The following is a 20304-nucleotide window of genomic DNA, read 5'->3' as shown; positions in this document are numbered from 1 at the left end:
AAAAAAGGATTCGATATAAACGAATCCTTTCAGATTGTAGACAAAAAGCATTTTCTTAAATTGGAGAAAATGCTTTTTGTTATTATATTTAAAATTAAAGAGTATATTTTTATAATACAGTTACTAAGTGTGCTATCGGAGCGATAGCTACCACGCCTTTTCCATAATCGGTTTGCCATTTTCTTTAAATTTATGCATGCGTAAATAAGCGTGACTTCCATAGTAATTTTAGCCAAGCTTCTTAAATGTGTATAACGCATACCATTCTTTTCTTTAGCATCTGCAAAAACTCTCTCTATTGTTTCTTTACGAGCTTTATATACAGATTTTACATATTTATTATGTCTAAGATGATTTGCTTCATCAATAAACTCTTGCCAGATATGATGAGTAATGACCTTTTGATGATTTTTACTATTAGTACATTTGTTTAAATAAGGACATTTACTACATTCACACGGATTTGATTTATATTCTCTATATCCATCTTGGTTTGTAGTACCATATTTTAAGATTTTAAAATTTGGGCATATATAACAATCATTATATTCATCATATACACAATCATATTTTTTGAAAAAGCCTTCTTTAGTCATAGGACGTTTGTAAGGAAGTGACGGTAATATATTATCTTTGAATAACTGTCTACAAATATATGGCGTAATATATCCCGCATCCATAGCTATAGCTATGATCTCGTCAGTGGAAAATCTATCTTTTAAATTCTCATATAATCCAATAAATCCAACACTATCATGAATATTACCAGCTGTAACATCAAACTCTAATATATAGTTATTTTTATCGCAAGCTGTGTGAGCAGAGTAAGCAAAGCATTTCTCTTTTTCGTTCTTAAAAAACATACCACTATCAGGATCAGTGTTGCTTTAAGTAACAACCTTCGTTTCGTCTACTTTTGTTTCTTTGTTTAAAGGTCTTTTTCCATGTTTTTTTCTATCTTCATCTATTTCTTTTTCTAATTCTTCTTGGTACTTTTTTGCCTCAATATCAATCTCTTTTTTAGTATACTTTTTCTTATTTGCACTTGCTTTTATATGTGTAGAATCTATAAATACTTCTGATAAATCTATAAATCCATATTTATTAGCTTCTTCTAAGATTTTAGTGAATATGTTATTAAATAAATTAGTATTTTTAAATCTTCTTTCATAGTTCTTATTAAAAGTAGAGAAATGTGGTATCTTTTCCGTAAATGAATATCCTATAAACCACCTATAAGCTATATTTACTTCAATTTCTCTTATAGTTTGTCTCATCGACGGTATTCCAAATAAATATTGAATTAGAACAATTTTTATTAAAACTACTGGATCAATGCTTGGCGCTCCGGACGCAGAGTATAACTCTGCAACCTCATCATATATAAAATTAAAGTCTATAGCTCTATCAATTTTTCTAACTAGATGATCTTTTGGAACTAATGCATCTACACTATTAAATTCAATTTGTAATCTATTATCTACATCTTTTCTTGTCATCATAAAATATCACCCCTGATATTTTACCAAGAAAACGAAAAGGTGTCGACTTTGTCGACACCCTGAATAAAAAAAATTTTTTTCATGTAAAAATATTGAAAAAAATTTTCAAACATGATATATTTTATTTAGAAAATGATTACAAGAAAATTTTCGTTGCAGAAGTTAAAAATACAATTGTATATTTAGTTGAATAAGGATGAAAAATTAATTGAGGCTACTTTAAAATGTGACTACAATATGGTTTAAATGGGAATGAGAGACTAATAGTAATGTTAATCTATAAAAATTAAAATAAAGTTTATTATGGGAGGGTATATTAAATGAAAAAGAAATTATTAGCTACTCTACTTGCTGGATTAATGTCCATTTCCTTCGTTGCTTGTGGACAAAAAAGTGGTACTGATTCAAATGGTAGCGATACTGGAAAAGACACTGCAAAAACTCAAATAACATGGTGGGCATTTCCAACATTTACTCAAGAAAATGCAACTGATGCAGTAGGAACATGGGAACAAAAAATAATTGATGCATTTGAAGCAGAAAATCCAGATGTAACTGTAAAATTAGAAACACTAGACTTTACTTCAGGACCTGAAAAGATTACAACAGCAATTGAAGCAGGTACAGTAGCAGATGTATTATTTGATGCACCAGGACGTATAATTACTTATGGAAAAGCAGGTAAATTAGTAGATTTAAATGACATGTTTACAGATGAATTTGTAAAAGATGTAAACAATGACGCTTTATTACAAGCTTGTAAAGCTGGAGATACCGCTTATATGTATCCAATAAGTACTGGTCCTTTCTACATGGCATTTAACAAAGAAATGTTAAAAGAAGCAGGAGTTCTTGACTTAGTAAAAACAGGATGGACAACTGATGATTTTGTAAAGGTTTTGGAAGCCTTAAAAGCTAAGGGATATAATCCAGGATCATTATTCAGTAATGGTCAAGGTGGTGACCAAGGTACACGTGCTTTCTTTACAAACCTATATAGCACTAGCATAACAAATGATTCACTTACAGAATATACTACAAATGATGCTAATTCTGTTAAATCAATGGAATTAATTAAAAAGTTAATAGATAATGGTTTATTAATGAATGGTTCTCAATATGATGGATCTGCTGATATCCAAAACTTTGCAAATGGACAAACTGCATTTACACTTTTATGGTCTTCAGCTCAACCAGGTACACAAGCTAAATTATTAGAAGCAAGTAAAGTTGATTACTTAGAAGTACCATTCCCATCAGATGACGGTAAACCAGAATTAGAATACTTAGTTAATGGATTCTGTGTATTTAATAATGGTGATGATGCTAAAGTAGCTGCATCTAAAAAGTTTATCAAATTTATTTGTGATGATAAAGAATGGGGTCCAAAGAATGTTGAAAGAACAGGAGCATTCCCAGTTCGTACATCTTTTGGTGAAATATATAGTGATGCAAGAATGAAAGAAATTGGTTCTTGGACAAAATATTATTCTACTTACTACAATACAATCGATGGATTTGCTAAAATGAGAACTTTATGGTTCCCAATGCTTCAATCAGTATCAAATGGAGAAGCAGATGTAAAAACAGCTTTAGATGACTTTACTACTAAAGCAAACGAAACAATAAAAAAATAAGTGTATTGAAATAATTTCTTCTTGTGCATTATTTTAATGTACAAGAAGATATTTTTAAAATATTACTTTTTAGATAGGTGATTGGAGGGAAAATATGAAAGCTTCAAGCAAATTAAAGATGAGAGAGACTGTTGTGTCATACCTTTTTCTTGCTCCTGTATTAATATTTTTTATAATATTTGTTTTAGCTCCTATGATTATGGGATTCGTTACAAGTTTCTTTAATTATACAATGACTGATTTCACATTTGTTGGAATAGATAATTACATAAAGATGTTTAATGATGAAGTATTTATTAAATCATTAATAAATACTCTAATAATTGTAATAGGATCAGTTCCTATTGTAGTAATCTTCTCCTTATTTGTGGCTTCGCAAACATATGAAAAAAGTGCATTCACTCGTTCTTTTTTCCGTTGTGTATTTTTCTTACCTGTTGTTACAGGTAGTGTAGCTGTTACAGTTGTATGGAAATGGATTTATGATCCATTATCAGGTATATTAAATTATATTTTAAAAACAGGAAATCTTATTGATCAAAATATTAGCTGGTTAGGTGATAAAAGATATGCATTAATTGCAATTATAGTTATATTACTTACTACGTCAGTTGGCCAGCCAATTATACTTTATATAGCATCACTAGGAAATATAGATAAGTCGTTAGTAGAGGCAGCCCGTGTAGATGGAGCCAATGAATTCCAAGTTTTCTGGAAAGTAAAATGGCCAAGCTTATTGCCTACAACACTTTATATAGTAGTTATAACAACAATTAATTCATTCCAATGTTTTGCTTTAATTCAGTTATTAACATCTGGTGGACCAAACTATTCTACTAGTACAATAATGTATTATCTGTATGAAAGAGCATTTAAACTTTCTGAATATGGGTATGCAAATACAATGGGAGTATTCCTAGCTGTACTAATTGGTCTTATAAGCTTTGCACAATTCAAAATTTTAGGTAATGATGTAGAATATTAGGAAGGAGAGAGAGCATAATGAAGAAAAAAATCACACCTTTTGAGGTAATAACAATAATACTTTTGAGTATCTTAACTATTATTTTTGTCTTTCCTTTCTATTGGATTATGACAGGTGCATTTAAGTCTCAGCCTGATACTATTAAAATTCCACCACAATGGTGGCCAACAGCTCCAACAATGGAGAATTTTAAACAATTACTTATTCAAAATCCAGCAGGGAAATGGTTATTTAATAGTATTTTTATTGCATTAGTTACAATGATTTTAGTTTGCATAACATCTTCACTTGCAGGATATGTTTTGGCTAAGAAGAAATTTTATGGTCAAAAGCTTTTATTCTCAGTTTTTATTGCAGCAATGTCATTACCAAAACAAGTTGTACTTGTTCCACTAGTACGAATTGTTAATTTTATGGGAATTCATGATACACTAGCGGCTGTAATACTTCCATTGATTGGATGGCCTTTTGGAGTATTTTTAATGAAACAATTTAGTGAAAATATTCCTGGTGAATTATTAGAATCAGCAAAAATTGATGGATGTGGTGAACTTAGAACCTTTGTAAATATCGCATTTCCAATTGTAAAACCTGGATTTGCGGCATTAGCAATATTTACTTTTATTAATACATGGAATGATTATTTTATGCAATTAGTAATGCTTTCATCAAGAAGTAAACTTACAGTTTCACTTGGTGTAGCAACTATGCAAGCAGAAATGGCAACAAACTATGGATTAATAATGGCAGGTGCAGCACTATCAGCAATTCCAATAGTTGCAGTGTTTCTAATGTTCCAAAAATCATTTACACAAGGTATCACAATGGGAGCAGTAAAAGGTTAAGTTATATAAATGGAACTATCAAAGCACAATGACCTTTAACTAGCAGGCATGTGAAAGGTAGTTCCATTTTAATTTTATCTAAGATTAAAGGAGATAGCCATATGATATATGATGTTATAAAAAATGTTGGCAAATATAGAGGACAATCTATATGGTTAGATAAAGCAATTAGTTTTTTAGAAACTACAGATTTAAATTCACTTCCAATTGGACGTACAGAAATAGAAAAGGATAAAGTATTTGTAAATGTAATGGAAGCTGAAGCGAGAGAAGAAGATGAGTTAAAATTTGAACTCCATAAAAAATATATGGATATTCAAATTGATATAGAGGGATCAGAAAATATTAAAGTGGGATTTGATGTTAAAAATATTGTTGAGGTATATAAAGAAGAAATAGATTTAGGATTTGTTGATTGCACTGAAGTTATAACATGTAGCCTAGGTAAAGAAAGATTTATTATTTGTATGGCAGATGAACCTCATAAACCTGGAATTGCTACAGGTGATAATACTTATCTAAAAAAATGTGTAGTAAAGGTAGCTGTAAATTAGTAGTTAAAATATTTGATAGGAGAAAAGTATGTCAGGAAATAGAGAATATTTATCAAGTAAAATATTTAATCTAGACAATGGAATTATGAGATTTTTTTCAAGAATATTTGATATTGTGATATTGAATTTTACATTTATTATATGTTGTATCCCTATTTTTACAATAGGAGCATCACTTACTGCTATGTATTCAATAACATTAAAAATGGTAAGAAATGAAGAATCTCATATTATAAGAGGTTTCTTAAAAGCATTTAAACAGAATTTTAAACAGGGAACAGTAGTTGGAATGATAGCAATTATAATAACACTTTTCATTACAGTAGATTTAAGGATTATAGGAATAATTGGAGATGATAGATTGAAAGTCTTACAAGTCCTATGTTATATCGTAGCAATTTGGGCATATGTTATATTTCTATATGCATTTCCACTTTTAGCTAGGTTTAAAAATACAACAAAAGAAGTGTTTAAAAACTCATTTATACTTAGTGTTATAAATTTTAAATGGACCATACTGCTTATACTTCTTAATATTCCATTTGTTTTAATGTTATTTTATTCTGGATTATCTATGTTCTTACTTTTTACAATATTGATTATATGTGGATTTTCTGGCCTAGCACTAATTCAATCATTTATTTTTTATAAAGTATTTGAGAAATATGAAAATTATGAAGAGGTTTAATAGATAAATTTGAGATAATGTGATATAGAAGGGAAAATATTATGAGTGATAAGGTTAATAATTTAAAAGGTAATTTAATAGTTTCATGTCAGGCATTGCCAAACGAACCACTTCATTCTTCATTTATTATGGGAAGAATGGCACTTGCAGCTAAAGAAGGCGGTGCAGCAGGGATTCGTGCAAATACAAAAGAGGATATTGCTGAAATACAATCACAAGTTGATCTTCCTATTATTGGGATTGTAAAAAGGGATTATGATGATTCTGAAGTTTACATTACACCAACTATGAAAGAAATTGATGAGCTTATGGAAGTAAAACCAGATATTATAGCAATTGATGCTACATCTGCATTAAGACCAGAAGGAAAAACTTTAGATGAATTCTTTAAAGAAGCAAAAAATAAATATCCAGATCAACTTTTTATGGCAGATTGCTCTACAGTAGAAGAGGCTCTTCATGCAGATGAAATAGGCTTTGATTTTATTGGTACAACAATGGTTGGTTATACAAAGCAGAGTGCAAATCTTAAAATAGAAAATAATGATTTTGAGATTATTAGAGAAATTCTTTCAAAAGCAAAACACCCAGTAATTGCAGAAGGTAATATAAATACACCTCAAAAAGTTAAGAGGGTAATTGAATTAGGATGCTACAGCGTTGTAGTTGGCTCTATTATAACAAGACCACAACTTATTACAAAATCATTTGTAGATGAGTTAAAAAATAATAAATAAATTAGCCTTATGTGGCAGAAGGAGATTATTATGAGAGATTTAAATAAGTATAAAGGAGTAATTCCTGCATTTTATGCATGTTATGACGATAATGGAGAAATAAGTCCAGAAAGAGTAAGAGAACTTACTGAATTCCATATTAAAAAAGGTGTTAAAGGTATTTATGTAAATGGTTCTTCAGGAGAATGTATTTATCTAAGTGTAGAAGAAAGAAAGCTTATTCTTGAAAATGTAATGGCAGTTGGAAAAGGAAAACTTACTGTAATTGCTCATGTTGCATGTAATAATACAAAGGATAGTGTAGAACTTGCAAAACATGCAGAAAGCTTAGGTGTAGATGCAATTGCAGCAATTCCACCAATATATTTTAGACTTCCTGAATATGCTATTGCAGCTTATTGGAATGCTATGAGTAATGCAGCACCAAATACAGATTTTATAATATACAATATTCCACAGCTTGCAGGTGTTACTTTAACACAAGGACTTTATGCAGAAATGCGTAAGAATCCTAGAGTAATTGGAGTGAAAAACTCTTCCATGCCAGTACAAGATATTCAAATGTTCTGTGCAGCTGGTGGAGAAGATTATATTGTATTTAATGGTCCAGATGAACAATTTATTAGTGGACGTGCTATTGGTGCAGAAGGAGGCATTGGTGGTACATATGGTGTTATGCCAGAATTATTCTTGAAGCTGAACGATTTTGTAATTGAAAATAAAATAGAAGAAGCTAGAAAACTTCAGTATGATATTAATGAAATTATCTACAAAATGTGTTCATGTCATGGAAATATGTATGGAGTAATTAAGGAAATCCTTCGTATTAATGAGAATTTAAATATAGGAAGTGTAAGAGAACCTTTAGCAGATTTAATTGAAGAAGATATGGAAATTGTAAAAGAAGCTGCTCTTATGATTAAAACAGCAATTAAAAAATATCGTTAAATGAAAAGTTTTTATAAGGGGTGAAAGTGTGAAAAGCTATGTAAGTATTGATATCGGAGGTACTGCAATAAAATACGGAGTCATTGCTGAGGATGGGACAATACTGATAAAAGATAAGATGGATACAGAGGCATATAAAGGCGGTCCTGAAATTCTAAATAAAGTCTTTAGAATTGTAGAAAACTATTTAGAAAAATATAAATTAGTAGGAATATGCATTTCAACAGCAGGAATGGTTGACACTGAAAAAGGGGAGATTTTTTATTCTGCTCCTTTGATTCCTAGGTATACAGGAACTAAATTTAAAGAAGAGCTAGAAAGAAGATTTTCAATACCTTGTGAGGTTGAGAATGATGTGAATTGTGCAGGATTAGCAGAGAGAATTTCAGGGGCAGCTACTGATAGTAAAGTAACACTATGCCTTACCATAGGTACTGGAATTGGAGGATGCATACTGATTGATAGAAATATATTCCACGGGTTTAGTAATAGTGCATGTGAGGTAGGATATATGCATATGTTTGATAGTGATTTTCAGACATTGGGTGCAACTAGTATTTTGACCAAAAAGGTTGCTGTGAGAAAACAAGATTCAGAAGAAATCTGGGATGGATATCATATTTTTGAAGAAGCTAAAAAAGGTGATGATATATGTATTACGGCTATTGATGAAATGGTGGAAATTATTGGAGTGGGGATAGCTAATATATGTTATGTTATTAATCCAGAAGTAGTTGTACTAGGGGGAGGAATTATGGCTCAGGATATATATCTGAAACCTAAAATTGAGAAAGCTATGAAAAAATATCTTTTGCCAAGTATCGCCGAAAGAACAAGATTAGAATTTGCAAAGCATAAGAATGATGCGGGAATGTTAGGAGCATTTTATAATTTTAAAAATAAACATTAATATAAAAATAAAATAAAAGATATCTATTTGATTCGAAGTTTACCACTGAAAATAAATAGATATCTTTTATATTTAGGGCTTAAATGGCTAATCTTACAATTTTTCTATTTTAAGCATATTAGTTCCACCAGTAGTGGCACTTGGCATTCCTGCAGCAACTATAATATCCTCGCCTTTTTCTGCAAAGGATATTATAGTTGCAACTTTCTTTGCTTCACTTATTATTTCATCAGTAGTAGTGAATACTTCACATTTTGTTGGGTGTATACCTAAATTAAGGTTTAATCCTCGTCTAACTTCATCATATGGAGTTATAGCTATAATTGAACACTTTGGTCTATATTTTGATATAAGCTTTGCTGTAGCTCCGCTATTAGTTGCTGCAACTACTGCTTTTGCATGTAATAGGTTTGAACTTCTACATGCTGAAAGGATTCGATATAAACGAATCCTTTTTATCTTTATAAAAATCCGATGTAGAGGATTTTTACAATCCTTCTACATTGTTCATTACATTTTACATTCACTATTTTTCTTTGTTAGCTATTTCTAAGATTAATCTATTCTTTAATTCAGAAACTGGAATTGCACCTTCTTCTCCGTTCTTTCTGCTTCTTACTGAAGCTTCATTGTTAGCAGCTTCTTTTTCACCAACAACTAGGATATAAGGAATTCTTTCAAGTCTAGCTTCTCTAATTTTGTAACCTATCTTTTCAGCTCTATAATCTCCATTTATTCTTATTCCTGCATTTTTAAATTCTTTAACTATTGACTCTGCATAGTCATTGTATTTATCAGAAATAGGTAATACTATTGCTTGAGTTGGAGATAACCAAGTTGGGAATGCACCAGCATATTTTTCAATAAGCATAGCTAAAGTTCTTTCATAACATCCAATTGAAGATCTGTGGATTATATAAGGACGCTTCTTATTTCCGTCTTTATCTATATAAGTCATATCAAATCTTTCTGCAAGAGCAAAGTCAATTTGGATAGTTATTATTGTATCTTCTTTTCCATGAACGTTCTTAAATTGAATATCAAGCTTTGGTCCATAGAATGCAGCTTCACCTTCAGCTTCTACATAGTTAATTCCAAGGTGATCTAAGATACCTTTCATTAATACTTGAGTTTCTTCCCAAGCTTCTGGATTATTTATATATTTTTCAGTATTGTTTGGATCCCACTTAGAGAATCTAAATGAAATATCTCCATCAATACCTAAAGTAGACATTATGTGATTGATTAATTCAAGAGAACTCTTGAATTCTTCTTCAATTTGGTCTGGTCTACAAACTATATGTCCATCAGCTAAAGTGAATTGTCTAACTCTTATTAGACCATGCATTTCACCTGATGATTCATTTCTAAATAAAGTAGAAGTTTCAGAATATCTTATAGGAAGTTCTCTATAGCTGTGTTGTTCAGCATTGTATATAGTATATTGGAATGGGCAAGTCATAGGTCTTAAAGCCATAACTTCCTCGTCATTTTCTTCATCTCCTAAAACAAACATACCATCTTTGTAGTGATCCCAGTGGCCAGAAATTTTATATAAATCACTTTTAGCCATAAATGGAGTTTTAGTTAAAACATAACCTCTTTTTTCCTCTTCATCTTCTACCCATCTTTGAAGAAGTTGAATCATTTTAGCTCCCTTTGGCATTAATAGAGGTAGCCCTTGACCTACTTTTTCATCAGTAGTAAATATTTTAAGTTCTCTTCCTAATTTATTGTGATCTCTCTTTTTAGCCTCTTCTAAAGCTTCTAAATGAGAATCTAAGTCTGCTTTCTTTAAGAATGCAGTTCCGTATATTCTTGAAAGCATCTTATTATTTTCGTTACCTTTCCAGTAAGCACCTGCACTTCTAAGAAGTTTAATGGCTTTAACTGGTTTTAATGACATTAAGTGTGGGCCTGCACATAGGTCAACAAAGTCTCCCATTTTATAGAATGAAATAACTTCATCTTCTCCTAAGTCATTTATTAATTCAACCTTATATGGTTCATTAGCATCTTCCATAAGTTTTAAAGCTTCTGCTCTTGGTAGTTCAAATCTTTCTATTGAAGGATTTTCTTTTATTATTTTTCTCATTTCATCTTCAAGTTTAACTAAATCTTCAGCTGAAAAAGAATTTTCAACATCAAAGTCATAGTAGAAGCCATCTTTAATTGCAGGTCCAATAGCTAATTTTGCTTCTGGATATAATCTCTTAACAGCATATGCTAATACATGAGATATACTATGTCTTACTGCATCTTTTCCTTCTTGTGAATCAAATGTACAAATTGCAAGGTCTGAGTCTTCATTTACTGTATGACGTAAATCAACAACCTCTCCATTAACTATTCCACAGCAAGCATTTCTAGCTAAACCTTCGCTTATTGATTTAGCTATATCTAGTACTGAAACGCCAGCTTCAAATTCTTTTATTGATCCATCTTTTAAAGTAATTTTAATCATATTACATTCTCCTTTCGTTTTTTAAAATAAAAAAACTCCCATCCCTTCTATATATAGAAGGGACGAGAGTAATAAATTCGATATTTCCCGCGGTTCCACCCTTAATTGCCTAATTTGTCTAGGCCACTTAAGATATCGTAACGTGATATTAAACGGACTTTATTAGAGTCACTCAGAGGTGGTCTTCAACTAAAATCAAGTAAGATAATTTCACCAAGCTTATCTCTCTCTGAAAATGAAAAATAGTTTACTCTTCTCTTCAACGAATTAAAATATTTATTAATAATAATTATAAATATTTTAATTAATAATGTCAATATTAATAGTAGCTATTGAAATTATTAATTAAAATTTATAGTTAAATTCCAAAATAAAAATGAACGAATAGGGCAGCTAAAGCAGAGCCAACAAAAGGCGCAATACCTGGTATTAGCAAACCATATTGCCAATCATTATTTGCTTTGTTTTTAATAGGAAGAACTTGGAATGCAAGTCTAGGACCTAAATCTCTTGCTTGATTCATTGCAAATCCTGTTGGACCACCAAGAGCCATACCTATTGCCCATACTAAAAGCCCAACTCCTATTGGTAGAATATTTTCATAATTATTAGCAATCATAAAAATACTACTAATAAAAATAAAAGTAGCAAATAATTCCACAAAGAAATTTCTTGGTAATTTACGAATAACTGGATTGGTTGAAAAAATGTTTCTTATAGCAATAGGGTCAACTTCTTTTTCACTAGCTTTAAATTGCTCTGCATATACTATGTAAACTAATATTGCACCAATAAATGCACCTAAAAAGTCTGCTATACTATAAGGTAGGAAGTAAGACCAGGGTAACATTCCTAAAATACATTTAGCAAGAACCATAGCTGGGTTCATAGATACACCATCAAAAATAAATAATGCTATTGTAATACCAAATCCCCATGTTGTAATAGCAAAAAGATGTCCACTTCCTTTATATTTACTACCCTTTAATACTTCATCACAATGGACTCCTACACCAAAGATAATCATAAGTGCTGTACTTAAAAATTCAGCAGTTAAATTTTGAAACATATTTATTCCTCCTGTTGTCTTTTACATATTTTTTGTGCTTCAAAATAAATATCTCCTATCGGGATATTATATAAATTTGCAAGTTTAGCGCAATCTTCATATTCAATATCATATTTTTTTATATTTTTATAACATGCAACTTTAACTCGTACATTTCCGTAAAGTGTTTTTATATTTAAAATTTTACGATCCATAACAGTTCTGTGTTTAATTTCATAACGTATTCCTAAAGTTGTAGTATGTCGAAATATAGCTTCAAAGAACTCTTCTTTTTGACTTGGATCAATTAAAACAGTAAGTTTTGATGTCATTCTACTTTTTTTCATTGTTATGGGAGTTAAAAATACATCTTTAGCTCCCATACTCATTAATAAATTCATAGCATAACTAATCTGCTCACTACTTTGATCATCGATATTAGTTTCAATTTGCATAATTTCTTCATTAATTATTTTTTTTTTAATAGAATTATCCTAAGAGCATTTAAGCATTTAATATCTTTTTTACCAAATCCATACCCAATTTTTAAAATCTCCATATCATCAGGTAATGGAGAAAATTTTGAAACGATATTTTTTACAATTGCTATTCCTGTTGGAGTTACTAACTCTGTTTGTATATCTAAACGTTGATGAACGGGAATTGAAGAGTTAACTCTAATTTGCATAACAGCAGGAACTGGAACAGGCATCTCTCCATGAACAATTTTTATTTGACCACATCCATCAGTTAATGGAGAAGATATGACTTCAGTTATATTTAATTGTTCTAAACCAATAAAGCAACCTACAATATCAATAATTGAATCAATTGCACCTACTTCGTGAAAGTGGATTTCTTCAATAGGTTTGTTATGAACAATTCCTTCAGCTTTTGCTATTTCATGAAATACGTCGACAGAATGAGTTTTTACGTAATCACTAAGATCACTGTTTTCTATTAAATTTTTTATATCTAAGAAACTTCTTCCATGATGTTTATGATGTTCAGAGATACCACAATCCTTTTGACCATTTTCTAAAATTACATCAAAATCACTTCCAAAGATAGAATTTTTATTCTTTTTTTCATATTGTAATTTATAGCCTGATAAATTTAATTTTTTTAATTCTGATTTTAAGATATTAAAGTCTAATCCTAAATCTAGCAATGCTCCAATAAACATATCACCGCTAATTCCAGAAAATGCATCTAAATATAATGTACACATAAGAATCCTCCTATAAATGATTAATCATGCTTGCGTTATAAGCAGCACCAAATCCGTTATCGATATTTACGACACTTAATCCACTGGCACAACTATTAAGCATTGAAAGTAAAGCTGTAACACCCTTAAAGCTTGTTCCATATCCAATGCTTGTAGGAACAGCAATTACAGGTTTATCAACGAGGCCAGAAACAACACTTGCAAGAGCTCCTTCCATACCAGCTATTACAATAACAACTTTTGCATTTCTAATAATATCTAAGTATCTAAATAATCTATGAATACCTGCCACTCCAACATCATAAATGCACTTCACATTATTTCCTAATACATCAGCGCAAAAAGCTGCTTCTTTAGCAACTGGTATATCACTAGTACCAGCAGTTACAATAGCTATATAGCTGTTAGGTTTAACAATGTCTTTTTTATTTATTACCATACAGCGAGCTTCTTTATCATAAATAACATTAGGAATTTCTTTACATATATCATTTATTTTTTCTTTAGAAACACGTGTTGCTAGTACAGTTTTATTTTTAGATATTAATATTTTAGAAATCTCTATAATTTGCTTTGATGTTTTACCTTCACCATAAATAACCTCAGCATAACCATTTCTTTTTTCACGTTGTAAATCAACTTTAGCAATATCTATATCTATAAAATCTTCATTATCCATTTAAATTTTCTCCTTTACCTAAAACTTCATTTAGGCTTCCGGTTCTATATCCTCTTAAATCAAGAGCAACATAAGTACACCCAAAAGATTTAAATTTAATATAAATATCATCCATTATTGATTCATCAAAGAAATAGGATCTTTCATTTGGTGAAACTTCAATACGAGCACTTTTATTTTGTAATCTAACACGAACATTTTTTAATCCTAAATTTAGCAGATAATCTTCACATTTACGAATAATATCTAGTTTCTCCTGATTAATTATTTCTTTATATGGAATACGAGTAGCTAAACATCCAGAACTAGGCTTGGATGCAGTAGATACATTTATAGTTTTTAAATAATTTCTAATCTCACTTTTAGTGATTCCACATATTTTAAGAGGGGAGTATATTCCAAGCTCCTTTAAAGCTTTAATACCAGGACGATAATCACCACAATCACTGGCATTTGTACCGTCAATTACAATTTCTTTTCCATTTTCTTTAGCAATTTCTTTTATTTTTGAAAATAATGCTTTTTTACAGTAGTAGCATCTACTAGATGGATTTTTAATAAAGTCATCTAGTTGAAGCTGACTATATGGAACTTCTATTAACTTTAACCCAATATTTTTTGAATAATTGATAACATCTTTTTTATCTCTTGATGTCAAAGTTTCACAATCAATAGATATTAAAATAGCATTATCACCAAGGACATCCTTTGCAATATAAGATAGAAAAGTACTATCAACACCACTAGAAAAAGCAATAGCACATGAAGAATATGAAGAAAGAAGATTTTTTAGTTTTAATAATTTTTCATTAAATTCATCCATATCTATTTATCTCCTTGAACTATTACACTTAATCCATCAGGTATTACTGCAACTTTTGCATCTTTTCCCTTTAATGAAAATGCATAATTTAATGCTTCATTAATATTTTTAGCTGTTTTCATATGCAAACCAGTTACTAATGAAGGATCAACCAAATCAGAAACAATAATTACAGTATGTTTAACTAAAATTCTAGCTAATATTTGAGAAGTCCATTGCTCTGGTACAGTTTCAGATCTAGGAGTTTCTATAGATTTATCTAAAAATTCTTGTGGATTTTTTACATTAGCTATATTATCATAAAATGCTTGTCCACCATGTCCATCTCTACAACCAGCAACTGCTATAATTATTCCATCTTTATTTAAAGTAGCTTCTGCAGCAGTCATTCCTTTGACAGCTTGATAAATATTTTGATCAAGAGGGTAACCCCCATTTGTAGTAATAGCAATATCACAGTTAACTTTATTTACACGAGCTAATTTATTTACAAAACTACATCCTTCTAAATGAGCTTTTTCTGAATCACCTGCAAATGAACCTATAATTTTATGTTCACCATTAAGGACAACATTAACTATAAATGCTAATTTAGCAGTTTTAGCTGCATATATCATATCTTCATGAATTAAATTGTGGGAAAGATTTCCTGTGCGTGAGTTTTTATCATTAATAAATTCACCACAATGATTAGCCATAATTGTTTTATATGAAGCTATGCCTGGGAGAACAGATTTTCTTCCTCCAGAAAATCCAGCAAAAAAGTGTGATTCTATAAATCCTTCAGCTAAAAGCAAGTCAGCTTCTGCAGCAATTTTATTAATTATACATTCTCCACCACTTGGAAGGGTTCCGATTTTTTTCATAGAAGAATCATCTTTTGATATATGCATTACTATTTCTTCATTATTGACAATATCTTCTCCATACTTAGATATTAATTCTTCTCTTGTACTTTCTCTATGAAATCCTGTAGCAACTAATATACGTATTCTTGCATTAGGTGATACACTACGAATTCTTCTAAGTAAAATAGGTGTAATAATACGAGAAGGAACTGGTCTTGTATGGTCACTACTTATTATTACAATATTTTTTTTGTTTTTTGCTAATTCTTCGAGGGAAGGGCTTCCTATTGGATTATCTAAAGATCTTTCAACAATATCTTTTTCACTTTCTTTACATATGTATGTCCCTTGTTTTGATTCTAATAGACCAGCAAAATTGTTATCATTTAATTTAAGAGTTATTGTTTTTGAATCATAAGGAAGTTTAAATTCTTTCATATAATATCATCCTCCATTTTATAAAAATTTTTTTTGTCTTTTGACATGTCTAGTATAAAATAAATTAAAATATTATAATACATCATGAGATATTATCAATTGATGACATTATATGATGTTAATAATAATTAAAATATTGACATATATTATTTAAAAATTAAGGGGGAGCAGTATTTATGAATATAGAATTTTTACTTGAGTTTTTAGAAAAAAACAATACTGATACTATTACTAGAAAACATCATTCATATTTAACTTTTTATGGCCTAGAAGAACAATATACGTATGTTTTAAAGGAAGGAATAATAAAAACAAGTATTATTTTAAAAGATGGTAGGGAATTTAATGTTTCATATATATGTGCACCTGATATAATTTCTTTATTGAGAGATGAAGTCAGTGCTAATACATTATCTCCATTTAATGTAAGAATTGAATCTGAAGAAGCTGTTTTTTATAAAATTCCAAGAGTTACTTTTTGGAAGTATGTTAATAATGATAAGAAATTACAAACATATATAAAAGATTATTATAGAGATAAATTATTAGAATGCATAGATAATCAAAAGATGATGATAATGAACAGTAAAAAAGGTGCTGTTTGTGCAATTCTTTATAAATTAATTAATATTTTTGGAAAACAAGAAAAAGATAGAATAGTTATAGACTTCTTAATAACAAATGATGATATTGCTGGATTTTGCGGAATTTCAACACGTAATAGTGTAAATAGAATTCTCCACGAATTAAAAAATGAGAAAGTAATTGATATAGTAAACAATAAAATACATATATTAGATGTGGAGTATATACATAGTTTTACTTTATATTAATGTTATCATTTGATGACATCATCTATTGTTTTGCATTATATAATCTCATGATAAATTAATCTCAGAAAGTGAGGTTATATTTATGCATATTCCAGATAATTATTTAAGTCCAAAAACTTGTGCAGTATTTGCAGCTACAGTTATACCTATTATAGGTTATTCAGCAAAAAAAATTAAATACGAAGTTAAAAACAAAAAGGAAACAATTCCTTTAATGGCTATTGCGTCAAGTTTATCATTTCTATTAATGATGTTTAATATTCCTCTTCCAGGAGGAACTACAGCTCATGCTGTAGGAGGGTGTTTATTAGCAGTATTAATAGGACCTTATGAAGCATGTATAGCAATAACAATTTGCTTAATTTTACAGGCATTACTTTTTGGAGATGGCGGAATTCTTTCATTAGGTGTAAATATCTTTAATATGGCTTTTGTGATGCCTTTTAGCGGCTATTATATATATAGTTTTTTGAAAAAAATATTTAATGAAAAAGGTGAAATTATTGGTGTTGCTGTAGGCTCATATTTAAGTATAAATATTGCAGCTTTTTTAGTAGCTATAGAACTCGGAATTCAACCTTTAATTGCTAAGGATCAATTTAATAATCCATTATATAATCCATATCCATTATCAATAACTATTCCAGCAATGGTAGGAGCTCATATTATCATTGGTATAGTAGAGAGTATTTTTACTATATCAGTTTATAAAATTATAAATAAAACTAACTTCAATAGAGAAAGTAATAAAGAAAAAAATTTTATATACAATCCTAAGATAAAAATAAGACGATTTTATAAGATAATAGGAGTATTGATTTTACTATGTCCTATTGGACTTATTGCAAGTGGTACAGCTTGGGGAGAATGGGATGTAAGCGGATTGGCTGAAAGTTTAAAATCATACAATATGACTCAAAGTATTCCAAAAGGTATTGAAAGTGGGATTAGTTTTTCAGCTTTATTTGCAGATTATAAAATACTAAATATACAAGATTCTATAGGATATGTTTTGTGTGCAGTTACAGCAATTATAATCTTTGTATTACTTTATCGTGTTATATTTAGAGAAAGGAAAGTAAAGTTATAAATGCCTGAATGGATGAAACAGCAAGAAGATTATAATAGAATAGAACATAAAGCTGGATATATAATAAAGAATTTAAATAAATTTAGTTCATTATTAAGATTTTTGAGGAATGAACATAATTATAATAATAATAAAGATATTGAAGCATATTTAAGAATATTATTTTTAATTATATACATTTTATGTATTGTTAAGAGTTATAGTATATATCAACTATGGATTTGTATTTTATTTATTTTGATTGAACTATCATCAAATAGTGGAGCTTTAATATGTAGTATTTTAAAAAAATCAATAGCTACATTTATATTTCCTTTTGTCATGTTTATTCCTTATTTATTTTACGGTAAAATAAATAATTCAATATTTTATTTGGTTAAAATATTTACAGTTATGCTTTCTGTTCAAATTTTTATATCTAATACAACCATATACGATATAACAAAATCCTTAAAAAAGATATATTGTCCCAATATTATTATTTTTATTATGGATATAATGGTAAAATATTTAAATATTACTACATATTTAATATATGATATATTACAAGCTATTATTATAAGGAATATAGGAGTAGATAATAATAAGTACAATACTATCGGTGGATTGTTTGCAAATGTATTTATCAAAATAACTAGTTGTGGTGAAGATATTTATAATGCAATGGAATGTAGAGGGTTTACAGATAAGTATGTTAACGTAAAAAGTAAGTACATAAAAAAGAATGATGTATTATATATTTTTAAAAATATTATATTTTTAATTATTTATTATTATATAGACCAACTAATCTAAGAAAGAAATGGATAGTCCCTCACGGTGTATAGGTAAAGTGAAAATAATACTAGGGTAATATAAATAGTTTTTTATGAAATGTTACAACTGGATTATACAAGGAGGTTAATAATAATGATTAAATGCGAAAATTTGAATTTTTGTTATGGTAATAACAAAGTATTAGATGATATTAATTTTACTATAAATAAAAATGATTTCACTGTAATTATGGGTGATAATGGTTGTGGAAAATCTACGTTATTAAAAATATTAAACGGCTTAATTTTTCCATCTAAAGGTAAATATCTTTTTAATAACAAAGAAATAACTAAAAATTACTTGAAAGATAATTATAATATGGCTTTATTTCATCAAAATATAGGATTTATATTTCAAAATTATGATGTACAACTATTTAATTCTACTGTTTATGATGAAATTGCTTTTGGTTTAAGAACTATGGGATTATCTGAAAATGATGTTAATCAAAGAGTTATGGATTGTCTTAAGCTTTTAGATATAGAAGAACTAAAAACTAGAGTCCCTTATAATTTATCAGGAGGAGAAAAAAAGAAAGTTGTAATTGCTTCTGTTTTAGCGATGAATCCACAAGTAATAGTTTTAGACGAACCATTTAATGGTCTATCTATGAAAGTTCAAGAAGAACTTTTATCTTTATTAGTAAATTTAAATAAATGTGGTAAAACAATTATTTTAACAACTCATAGATATGATCAAATAAAAGGAATAGCTAATCATTTTTTAATATTTAAAGATAAAAGTATTAAATATGATTTTACAAGAAATCAATTGATAAATAATAATGAGGTTAAAGAGTATTGCAGAATGCTTTAATTAAATAGAAGTACTTTTTTATTTATTTTTGCAATGATATTACTAAAAACTATTTTTAATAGTAAATAAACTCATTTTCTTTCATATATTGAATATATAAAAAATAGAGGAAATATAAAGAAAAATATGGATATATATATAATCCTATGTTAAAATATCCATGAAAACTTTAAAATAATTAAAAATTATATTAAAGTTTTAAAAATTTAATAGGCAAACTTAGAGAAATCTAAGGACGCAAAGCTATAGGGACTAAGGTTTATTACTATGTCAGCCAGTTGCCAAAGAGTACATTATACTTTTTGTTATTAGTATAATTAGTATTAGTACTATATTTATTATGGTACAAATATTAATTTAACTTGATTTTTAGAAGTCTACTCTTGGTGAGTAGACTTTTTTTAGTGTACTT

At 28.9% G+C, this 20304-nt stretch carries 19 protein-coding genes, 2 pseudogenes, 1 riboswitch and 1 other annotated feature; of the genes and pseudogenes, 12 read left to right on the top strand and 9 right to left on the bottom strand.

The window, feature by feature from the left end:
- Positions 1-29: 29 nt before the first annotated feature.
- Positions 30-1502 (bottom strand): annotated as a pseudogene (locus tag ACQPUY_RS08630) (IS1182 family transposase).
- Positions 1503-1822: 320 nt separating this feature from the next.
- Here ACQPUY_RS08630 and ACQPUY_RS08625 point away from each other — a divergent pair.
- The 8 genes from ACQPUY_RS08625 to ACQPUY_RS08590 all read left to right on the top strand — a co-directional run bounded on the left by ACQPUY_RS08625 (position 1823) and on the right by ACQPUY_RS08590 (position 8806).
- The gene (locus ACQPUY_RS08625; RefSeq protein ID WP_430840742.1) at positions 1823-3139 is read left to right on the top strand and encodes an ABC transporter substrate-binding protein; all 1317 of its coding nucleotides are present in this window, start codon (positions 1823-1825) and stop codon (positions 3137-3139) included.
- Between the two features lie 94 nt (positions 3140-3233).
- Positions 3234-4124, top strand: coding sequence for a carbohydrate ABC transporter permease (locus ACQPUY_RS08620; protein ID WP_430840741.1), 891 nt, complete (start codon positions 3234-3236; stop codon positions 4122-4124).
- A gap of 17 nt (positions 4125-4141) precedes the next feature.
- Positions 4142-4969, top strand: coding sequence for a carbohydrate ABC transporter permease (locus ACQPUY_RS08615; protein WP_430840740.1), 828 nt, complete (start codon positions 4142-4144; stop codon positions 4967-4969).
- A gap of 101 nt (positions 4970-5070) precedes the next feature.
- The gene (locus ACQPUY_RS08610; RefSeq protein WP_430840739.1) at positions 5071-5523 is read left to right on the top strand and encodes a YhcH/YjgK/YiaL family protein; all 453 of its coding nucleotides are present in this window, start codon (positions 5071-5073) and stop codon (positions 5521-5523) included.
- Between the two features lie 28 nt (positions 5524-5551).
- On the top strand, positions 5552-6211 hold the full coding sequence (locus tag ACQPUY_RS08605; protein WP_430840738.1) for a YesL family protein: 660 nt from the start codon (positions 5552-5554) through the stop codon (positions 6209-6211).
- 41 nt (positions 6212-6252) lie between these two features.
- Positions 6253-6948 carry an N-acetylmannosamine-6-phosphate 2-epimerase gene (locus ACQPUY_RS08600; RefSeq protein WP_430840737.1) on the top strand — a complete coding sequence of 232 codons (696 nt, stop codon included), beginning with the start codon at positions 6253-6255 and terminating at the stop codon, positions 6946-6948.
- 30 nt (positions 6949-6978) lie between these two features.
- On the top strand, positions 6979-7896 hold the full coding sequence (locus ACQPUY_RS08595; RefSeq protein WP_430840736.1) for a dihydrodipicolinate synthase family protein: 918 nt from the start codon (positions 6979-6981) through the stop codon (positions 7894-7896).
- Positions 7897-7924: 28 nt separating this feature from the next.
- Positions 7925-8806, top strand: a complete 882-nt coding sequence (locus ACQPUY_RS08590) for an ROK family protein (protein WP_430840735.1) — start codon at positions 7925-7927, stop codon at positions 8804-8806.
- A gap of 93 nt (positions 8807-8899) precedes the next feature.
- Here ACQPUY_RS08590 and ACQPUY_RS08585 read toward each other — a convergent pair.
- The 8 genes and pseudogenes from ACQPUY_RS08585 to larA all read right to left on the bottom strand — a co-directional run.
- Positions 8900-9235: pseudogene (locus ACQPUY_RS08585) on the bottom strand (pyruvate kinase alpha/beta domain-containing protein); the annotation flags it as partial.
- A 97-nt stretch (positions 9236-9332) separates the two neighbouring features.
- Positions 9333-11270 carry a threonine--tRNA ligase gene (gene thrS / locus ACQPUY_RS08580; protein WP_430840734.1) on the bottom strand — a complete coding sequence of 646 codons (1938 nt, stop codon included), beginning with the start codon at positions 11268-11270 and terminating at the stop codon, positions 9333-9335.
- A 55-nt stretch (positions 11271-11325) separates the two neighbouring features.
- Positions 11326-11542: a binding site (T-box leader), on the bottom strand.
- Positions 11543-11628: 86 nt separating this feature from the next.
- Positions 11629-12339 carry a D/L-lactic acid transporter LarD gene (larD, locus tag ACQPUY_RS08575; protein ID WP_430840733.1) on the bottom strand — a complete coding sequence of 237 codons (711 nt, stop codon included), beginning with the start codon at positions 12337-12339 and terminating at the stop codon, positions 11629-11631.
- Positions 12340-12341: 2 nt separating this feature from the next.
- Complete coding sequence (gene larC / locus ACQPUY_RS08570) at positions 12342-12773, bottom strand: nickel insertion protein (protein WP_430840732.1); 432 nt, start codon at positions 12771-12773, stop codon at positions 12342-12344.
- A 14-nt stretch (positions 12774-12787) separates the two neighbouring features.
- Positions 12788-13549 carry a LarC family nickel insertion protein gene (locus ACQPUY_RS08565; protein WP_430840731.1) on the bottom strand — a complete coding sequence of 254 codons (762 nt, stop codon included), beginning with the start codon at positions 13547-13549 and terminating at the stop codon, positions 12788-12790.
- A 10-nt stretch (positions 13550-13559) separates the two neighbouring features.
- Positions 13560-14228: a nickel pincer cofactor biosynthesis protein LarB gene (larB, locus tag ACQPUY_RS08560; RefSeq protein WP_430840730.1), complete on the bottom strand. Its 669-nt coding sequence runs from the start codon at positions 14226-14228 to the stop codon at positions 13560-13562.
- Positions 14221-15051 carry an ATP-dependent sacrificial sulfur transferase LarE gene (gene larE / locus ACQPUY_RS08555; protein ID WP_430840729.1) on the bottom strand — a complete coding sequence of 277 codons (831 nt, stop codon included), beginning with the start codon at positions 15049-15051 and terminating at the stop codon, positions 14221-14223. The genes larB and larE overlap by 8 nt, the downstream gene beginning before the upstream one ends.
- A gap of 2 nt (positions 15052-15053) precedes the next feature.
- Entirely contained in the window at positions 15054-16337 is a 1284-nt protein-coding gene (gene larA / locus ACQPUY_RS08550) for a nickel-dependent lactate racemase (protein WP_430840728.1), read from the bottom strand.
- A 176-nt stretch (positions 16338-16513) separates the two neighbouring features.
- Here larA and ACQPUY_RS08545 point away from each other — a divergent pair, with 176 nt between their 5' ends.
- The 4 genes from ACQPUY_RS08545 (at position 16514) to ACQPUY_RS08530 (ending at position 19892) form a co-directional block, all read left to right on the top strand.
- Positions 16514-17170 carry a Crp/Fnr family transcriptional regulator gene (locus ACQPUY_RS08545; RefSeq protein ID WP_430840727.1) on the top strand — a complete coding sequence of 219 codons (657 nt, stop codon included), beginning with the start codon at positions 16514-16516 and terminating at the stop codon, positions 17168-17170.
- An 82-nt stretch (positions 17171-17252) separates the two neighbouring features.
- Positions 17253-18260: a cobalt transporter CbiM gene (gene cbiM, locus ACQPUY_RS08540; protein WP_430840726.1), complete on the top strand. Its 1008-nt coding sequence runs from the start codon at positions 17253-17255 to the stop codon at positions 18258-18260.
- Between the two features lie 12 nt (positions 18261-18272).
- On the top strand, positions 18273-19055 hold the full coding sequence (locus tag ACQPUY_RS08535; RefSeq protein ID WP_430840725.1) for an energy-coupling factor transporter transmembrane component T: 783 nt from the start codon (positions 18273-18275) through the stop codon (positions 19053-19055).
- Between the two features lie 114 nt (positions 19056-19169).
- Entirely contained in the window at positions 19170-19892 is a 723-nt protein-coding gene (locus tag ACQPUY_RS08530; RefSeq protein WP_430840724.1) for an energy-coupling factor ABC transporter ATP-binding protein, read from the top strand.
- 202 nt (positions 19893-20094) lie between these two features.
- A riboswitch (cyclic di-GMP riboswitch) is annotated at positions 20095-20178 on the top strand.
- Positions 20179-20304: the final 126 nt, after the last annotated feature.

Source organism: Clostridium nigeriense (assembly GCF_050585245.1).
Classification (GTDB): domain Bacteria; phylum Bacillota; class Clostridia; order Clostridiales; family Clostridiaceae; genus Clostridium; species Clostridium nigeriense_A.
The sequence above is the reverse complement of the archived record's forward strand: the minus strand, read 5'-3'. Positions and strand labels throughout refer to the sequence as shown.

Excerpts from the sequence above, each read along its gene's own strand:
- ACQPUY_RS08625 (WP_430840742.1), top strand. The coding sequence starts at position 1,823 with ATGAAAAAGAAATTATTAGCTACTCTACTTGCTGGATTAATGTCCATT.
- ACQPUY_RS08620 (WP_430840741.1), top strand. The coding sequence starts at position 3,234 with ATGAAAGCTTCAAGCAAATTAAAGATGAGAGAGACTGTTGTGTCATAC.
- ACQPUY_RS08615 (WP_430840740.1), top strand. The coding sequence starts at position 4,142 with ATGAAGAAAAAAATCACACCTTTTGAGGTAATAACAATAATACTTTTG.
- ACQPUY_RS08610 (WP_430840739.1), top strand. The coding sequence starts at position 5,071 with ATGATATATGATGTTATAAAAAATGTTGGCAAATATAGAGGACAATCT.
- ACQPUY_RS08605 (WP_430840738.1), top strand. The coding sequence starts at position 5,552 with ATGTCAGGAAATAGAGAATATTTATCAAGTAAAATATTTAATCTAGAC.
- ACQPUY_RS08600 (WP_430840737.1), top strand. The coding sequence starts at position 6,253 with ATGAGTGATAAGGTTAATAATTTAAAAGGTAATTTAATAGTTTCATGT.
- ACQPUY_RS08595 (WP_430840736.1), top strand. The coding sequence starts at position 6,979 with ATGAGAGATTTAAATAAGTATAAAGGAGTAATTCCTGCATTTTATGCA.
- thrS (WP_430840734.1), bottom strand. The coding sequence starts at position 11,270 with ATGATTAAAATTACTTTAAAAGATGGATCAATAAAAGAATTTGAAGCT.
- larD (WP_430840733.1), bottom strand. The coding sequence starts at position 12,339 with ATGTTTCAAAATTTAACTGCTGAATTTTTAAGTACAGCACTTATGATT.
- larC (WP_430840732.1), bottom strand. The coding sequence starts at position 12,773 with ATGCAAATTGAAACTAATATCGATGATCAAAGTAGTGAGCAGATTAGT.
- ACQPUY_RS08565 (WP_430840731.1), bottom strand. The coding sequence starts at position 13,549 with ATGTGTACATTATATTTAGATGCATTTTCTGGAATTAGCGGTGATATG.
- larB (WP_430840730.1), bottom strand. The coding sequence starts at position 14,228 with ATGGATAATGAAGATTTTATAGATATAGATATTGCTAAAGTTGATTTA.
- larE (WP_430840729.1), bottom strand. The coding sequence starts at position 15,051 with ATGGATGAATTTAATGAAAAATTATTAAAACTAAAAAATCTTCTTTCT.
- larA (WP_430840728.1), bottom strand. The coding sequence starts at position 16,337 with ATGAAAGAATTTAAACTTCCTTATGATTCAAAAACAATAACTCTTAAA.
- ACQPUY_RS08545 (WP_430840727.1), top strand. The coding sequence starts at position 16,514 with ATGAATATAGAATTTTTACTTGAGTTTTTAGAAAAAAACAATACTGAT.
- cbiM (WP_430840726.1), top strand. The coding sequence starts at position 17,253 with ATGCATATTCCAGATAATTATTTAAGTCCAAAAACTTGTGCAGTATTT.
- ACQPUY_RS08535 (WP_430840725.1), top strand. The coding sequence starts at position 18,273 with ATGAAACAGCAAGAAGATTATAATAGAATAGAACATAAAGCTGGATAT.
- ACQPUY_RS08530 (WP_430840724.1), top strand. The coding sequence starts at position 19,170 with ATGATTAAATGCGAAAATTTGAATTTTTGTTATGGTAATAACAAAGTA.